Below are 5,142 nucleotides of genomic sequence, written 5' to 3'. Positions count from 1 at the left end.
AGGCATGGATATTTGCTGTGGGGGTATCATCGGTATGGGCGAAACGGCATCACAACGGATTGAATTTGCTTTTACACTGAGGGATTTGGAAGTATCATCCATACCCCTAAACCTATTACAACCCATTCCGGGAACACCCCTGGAAGGCCAAGCAGTGCTGACGGAAGAAGAAGTGCTGACCACCATCGCCTTGTTCCGCTTCATCAACCCTACAGCCTATCTGCGCTTTGCCGGAGGACGTTCACAACTGACGAAAGAAGCTGTGAAGAAATCCCTGTATATCGGCATCAATTCCGCCATCGTGGGAGATTTGCTGACAACACTCGGCTCAAAGGTTTCCGAGGATAAAGCTCTGATAGAAGAAGCAGGATATCATTTCAGTGATTCACAGTTTGACAAGGAACATCTGTGGCATCCCTATACTTCGACCACCAATCCTCTCCCAGTATATAAAGTGAAACGGGGAGACGGAGCAACCATTACATTGGAAAACGGAAAGGTGCTCATAGAGGGTATGTCGTCCTGGTGGTGCATGGTGCATGGATATAATAATCCGGTGCTGAATGCAGCCTTACAGGAACAAATCGGCAAGATATCCCACGTCATGTTCGGCGGTCTGACGCATGACCCGGCGATAGAACTGGGCAAACTACTGTTGCCACTAGTGCCGCCATCCATGCAAAAGATATTTTATGCAGACTCCGGTTCGGTGGCGGTGGAAGTGGCTATGAAAATGGCGGTACAATATTGGTATGCCAAAAGTCAGTCGGCTCCGGAACAGGCGCACCTGGCAAAGAAAAGTAATTTTGTAACGGTCCGGCGCGGGTATCATGGAGATACCTGGAACGCAATGTCAGTATGCGACCCGGTGACGGGGATGCACTCGCTGTTCGGTTCGGCATTGCCGGTACGCTATTTCTCATCCCGTCCCCGCTCCCGCTTCGATGGAGAGTGGGATGCAGACGATGCACTGGAACTGCTGGACATCGTAGAGAAACATCATGAAGAACTGGCTGCGCTTATCATTGAACCCATCGTGCAGGGTGCAGGCGGAATGTGGTTCTACCACCCGCAATTCCTGCGTGAAGCTGCGCGGATATGCAAAGAATACAACATTTTGCTGATTTTTGATGAAATCGCCACAGGCTTCGGACGCACGGGTAAGATGTTTGCCTGGGAACATGCAGGAGTGGAACCGGACATCATGTGCATAGGAAAATCGCTGACGGGAGGATATATGACTCTCTCCGCCGTACTGACAACAAATGAAGTGGCAGACACAATATCCAATCACGCACCGGGAGCTTTCATGCACGGCCCTACATTTATGGGAAACCCACTGGCATGTGCGGTAGCATGCGCATCCATAAGGTTGCTGACTTCACCGGAATATGACTGGCAGGGAAAAGTGAACCGCATCGAAGAACAATTATGGCGCGAGCTGGAACCGGCATTAAACTTGCCACAAGTGGTGGATGTACGGGTGCTGGGCGCCATCGGAGTAATTGAAGTGCAGGACCCGGTGGACATGGCATGGATGCAGCACCGGTTTGTGGAAGAAGGCATCTGGGTGCGCCCGTTCGGTAAACTGGTGTACATCATGCCACCATTTATCATAGAGCCGGAACAATTGACGAAGCTGACAAGCAGTTTATTGAAGATATTGTGGCAGGCAAATTAAAAATTAAAGAATTAATAATTAAAAGGGAAAATCGGCGTTATTAACGCTCAAAGAACAAATATGATTATCTGCTTATGAATGTAATAGAGCAAATGCAACAGGAGTTGCAGGCACTGAAAGAACGCAGCAACCTGCGAACCCTACCTGCCCTGACACATGAAGGGCGGGATGTTATTGCAAACGGACGGCGGATGCTGAATCTCTCTTCAAATGACTATCTGGGACTGGCAGCCGACCGGAAACTGCGCGAAGAATTTCTGCAAGAGCTGACGGCAGATAACTTTCTGCCCACATCTTCATCATCACGGCTGCTGACAGGCAACTTCACTATCTACGAGGAACTGGAACAGACACTTACACAGTTGTTCGGAACAGAAGCCGCATTGGTGTTCAATAGTGGTTATCATGCCAACACAGGCATTCTGCCTGCGGTGAGCGATGTGCAAACTCTGATACTGGCGGATAAACTGGTACACGCAAGCCTGATTGACGGCATCCGCCTTTCGGCAGCACGGTGCATCCGCTACCGCCACAACGACATGAAGCAACTGGAACGTCTGCTGGCCGAAAATCATGCCGCTTACAGGCAAATAATCATCGTTACTGAAAGCATTTTCAGCATGGATGGAGATGTAGCAGACCTAAAGGAACTGGTGCGACTGAAACAGACGTATGACAATGTATTGCTTTATGTGGATGAAGCACATGCTTTCGGGGTACGGGGAGAGCAAGGTTTGGGTTATGCAGAAGAAACCGGGTGCATCCGAGAGATTGATTTCTTGGTAGGAACTTTCGGCAAAGCCGCTGCATCTGCCGGGGCTTACATCGTATGCCGACGCACCATAAGGGAATATCTGGTGAACCGGATGCGGACATTAATATTTACAACAGCCCTTCCGCCGATAAACATAGCATGGACTTTGTTCATTGTGCGGAGACTAGCCGGATTAAAGGAGCGAAGAATACATCTGAAAAATATTAGCAATATTCTTCGCAACACCTTAAAGGAGAAGGGTTATGATTGTCCAAGTGCAAGCTGTATAGTACCAATGATTGTAGGAACAAGTTCTGAGACCATTTTGAGGGCGGAAGTTCTGCAACGGCATGGTTTCTACGCCCTGCCCGTAAGGCCACCTACCGTTCCGGAAGGCACATCACGCATTCGTTTCTCGCTGACAGCGGAAATTACAGAGGAAGAAATCAGAGAATTGATAAAGTATATACAATGATATGATACAAAAATTCATTATACAAGAAAGACATTCCCGGCTATTATTGTTCTTTGCCGGATGGGGAGCCGATGAGACTCCGTTTAAGGATTATCGCCCCGCAAACAGCGACTTTATGATTTGCTATGACTACCGTAATCTGTCATTCGATTCGCAAGTATTGAAGGATTATGAAGAGGTGAATGTTGTGGGCTGGTCGATGGGAGTTTGGGCGGCATCGCAAGTATTAGGGAAAGTAATAGCAGGTGAAACTTCGGAAAACAGCCGGTTGCCTCTCGGAAAAACAATCGCCATCAACGGTACGCCGTTTCCCATTGATGAAGAACGTGGCATACCACCTGCCATTTATCACGGTACACTGGAAGGACTGACGGATGCATCCTTGCACAAATTCCTCCGCCGCATGTGTGCGGACAGTGCAGCATTCAGGAAGTTCCTTGCCATCACTCCGCACAGACCACTGGAGGAGCTGCGGGAAGAATTGACTGCCATCGAAACAGCTTATACCACCGGACCCGCCTATCCTTTCGACTGGTGCACATCCGTCATAGCCACAGAAGACCGCATCATCCCATCCGAAAACCAAAAAAAGGCATGGACACGTGATGAGAAAAGCACACCTTTTATGGCTGAAGCGCATATCGTCATCAGAATAGAAACGGCACATTACGCCCAAGAACTATTTGAAACCTATCTGGAAAAGGTATGGATAAACGACTGATAGCCGAACGCTTTGCCCGTGCACGGGATACATACTCACACGAAGCACGGGTACAACAGCAAGTAGCCGAGAAGATGATGCGCCTATTGCCCGATGCACCCTTCCACCACATTGTGGAGTTCGGATGCGGTACCGGTAGCTACTCCAGAATATTGCTGCACCAGCTCCAACCAGAAACATTGCTGTTGAACGACCTATGCCCGGAAATGAAGGAATGCCTGACTGATTTGCTTCTGCAAGATGCCGTGCACTTCATGCCCGGTGACGCCGAAATACTGGAATTTCCAGAGAAAACGGACTTAATCACTTCATGCTCCACCCTGCAATGGTTTAATAATCCGAAAAAATTCTTTGCCCGTTGCCACAGCTTCCTGGCAGATGGCGGTTACCTTGCCTTTAGCACCTTCGGGGCTGAAAATATGCGGGAGATACGTGCATTGACAGGACACGGACTCGATTATCTTCCGATAGAAGGACTGAATGAGTTGCTCAGTCCTCATTTCGAAACCGTATATGCAGAAGAAGAGATAGTACCCCTCCCCTTTGCTACCCCTCTCCAGGTTCTTCAACATCTGAAACAAACCGGAGTGACGGGCACAGAAAAGAAAATATGGACGCGCGGACGCTTGCAGGCATTCTGCAACGGATATACCGGGCAATTCGGTCAGGAGGACGGTAACGTTAGCCTAACGTATCATCCCATTTATATGATTGCACGAAAGAAAAACAAATAGAACAATGGAAAATAACATTTATTTTATCAGTGGCATCGATACGGATGCCGGAAAGTCTTATTGCACCGCTTTCTTTGCTTGTGAACTGATTCGTAGCGGTAAACGTGTCATCACACAGAAATTCATCCAGACAGGCAACACAGGGCATTCTGAGGATATAGACCTGCACCGGCAGCTCATGGGCATCGGCATGACGGAGGAAGACCGAGAAGGACTGACCATGCCGGAAATATTCTCTTATCCTTGTTCTCCCCACCTGGCAGCCCGGATAGATAACCGACCGATTGATTTTGGAAAGATAGAACGCGCCACGCAGGAGCTTGCACGCCGCTACGATGCAGTACTCGTGGAAGGGGCAGGCGGACTGATGGTGCCGCTTACCGAGGATTATCTGACGATTGATTACGTTGCGGAGAAGAAATATCCACTTGTTTTTGTCACTTCGGGAAAACTGGGAAGCATCAATCACACTTTATTAAGTTTTGAGGCGATACGGAACAGGGGAATACAATTGGATACTGTGTTATATAATCTGTATCCCACCGTAGAAGATACTACGATACAGGAGGATACGATGCAGTATATCCGCCGGTATATGGATAAATATTTTCCCGGGACAAAGTTTATGGTGGTGCCGGAAATGATAATTTAGTGCTCCGCGCTAAATTAAGTTACGAGCTACAAGCTACGAGTTACGAGTTGCTGCGCTGTACTCGTGGGCAAATAATTATTCGCCCGGCTATCACACCGAAAGGCACTTGTCACTCGTAGCTTGTA

The 5,142-nt window shown here is 48.5% G+C and carries 5 protein-coding genes; all 5 read left to right on the top strand.

The window, feature by feature from the left end; genetic code table 11:
* On the top strand, window positions 1-1,681 hold a 1,681-nt coding region (bioA, locus tag QZ135_RS24415), incomplete at its 5' end, for an adenosylmethionine--8-amino-7-oxononanoate transaminase (protein ID WP_294615676.1).
* Between the two features lie 74 nt (window positions 1,682-1,755).
* Entirely contained in the window at window positions 1,756-2,910 is a 1,155-nt protein-coding gene (locus QZ135_RS24410; protein ID WP_294615674.1) for an 8-amino-7-oxononanoate synthase, read from the top strand.
* Window position 2,911: 1 nt separating this feature from the next.
* Window positions 2,912-3,631 carry a pimeloyl-ACP methyl esterase BioG family protein gene (locus QZ135_RS24405; protein ID WP_294615672.1) on the top strand — a complete coding sequence of 240 codons (720 nt, stop codon included), beginning with the start codon at window positions 2,912-2,914 and terminating at the stop codon, window positions 3,629-3,631.
* On the top strand, window positions 3,616-4,365 hold the full coding sequence (bioC, locus tag QZ135_RS24400; RefSeq protein ID WP_294615670.1) for a malonyl-ACP O-methyltransferase BioC: 750 nt from the start codon (window positions 3,616-3,618) through the stop codon (window positions 4,363-4,365). The genes QZ135_RS24405 and bioC overlap by 16 nt, the downstream gene beginning before the upstream one ends.
* A 4-nt stretch (window positions 4,366-4,369) precedes the next feature.
* Window positions 4,370-5,017, top strand: a complete 648-nt coding sequence (gene bioD, locus QZ135_RS24395) for a dethiobiotin synthase (protein ID WP_294615668.1) — start codon at window positions 4,370-4,372, stop codon at window positions 5,015-5,017.
* Window positions 5,018-5,142 lie beyond the last annotated feature (125 nt).

Source organism: uncultured Bacteroides sp. (assembly GCF_905207245.1).
Classification (GTDB): domain Bacteria; phylum Bacteroidota; class Bacteroidia; order Bacteroidales; family Bacteroidaceae; genus Bacteroides.
This window is presented reverse-complemented; position numbering and strand designations above follow the sequence as displayed.

Bases quoted from the DNA above. Each gene is read 5' to 3' on its own strand.
- bioC (WP_294615670.1), top strand. From the start codon at position 3,616: ATGGATAAACGACTGATAGCCGAACGCTTTGCCCGTGCACGGGATACA.
- QZ135_RS24410 (WP_294615674.1), top strand. From the start codon at position 1,756: ATGAATGTAATAGAGCAAATGCAACAGGAGTTGCAGGCACTGAAAGAA.
- bioD (WP_294615668.1), top strand. From the start codon at position 4,370: ATGGAAAATAACATTTATTTTATCAGTGGCATCGATACGGATGCCGGA.
- QZ135_RS24405 (WP_294615672.1), top strand. From the start codon at position 2,912: ATGATACAAAAATTCATTATACAAGAAAGACATTCCCGGCTATTATTG.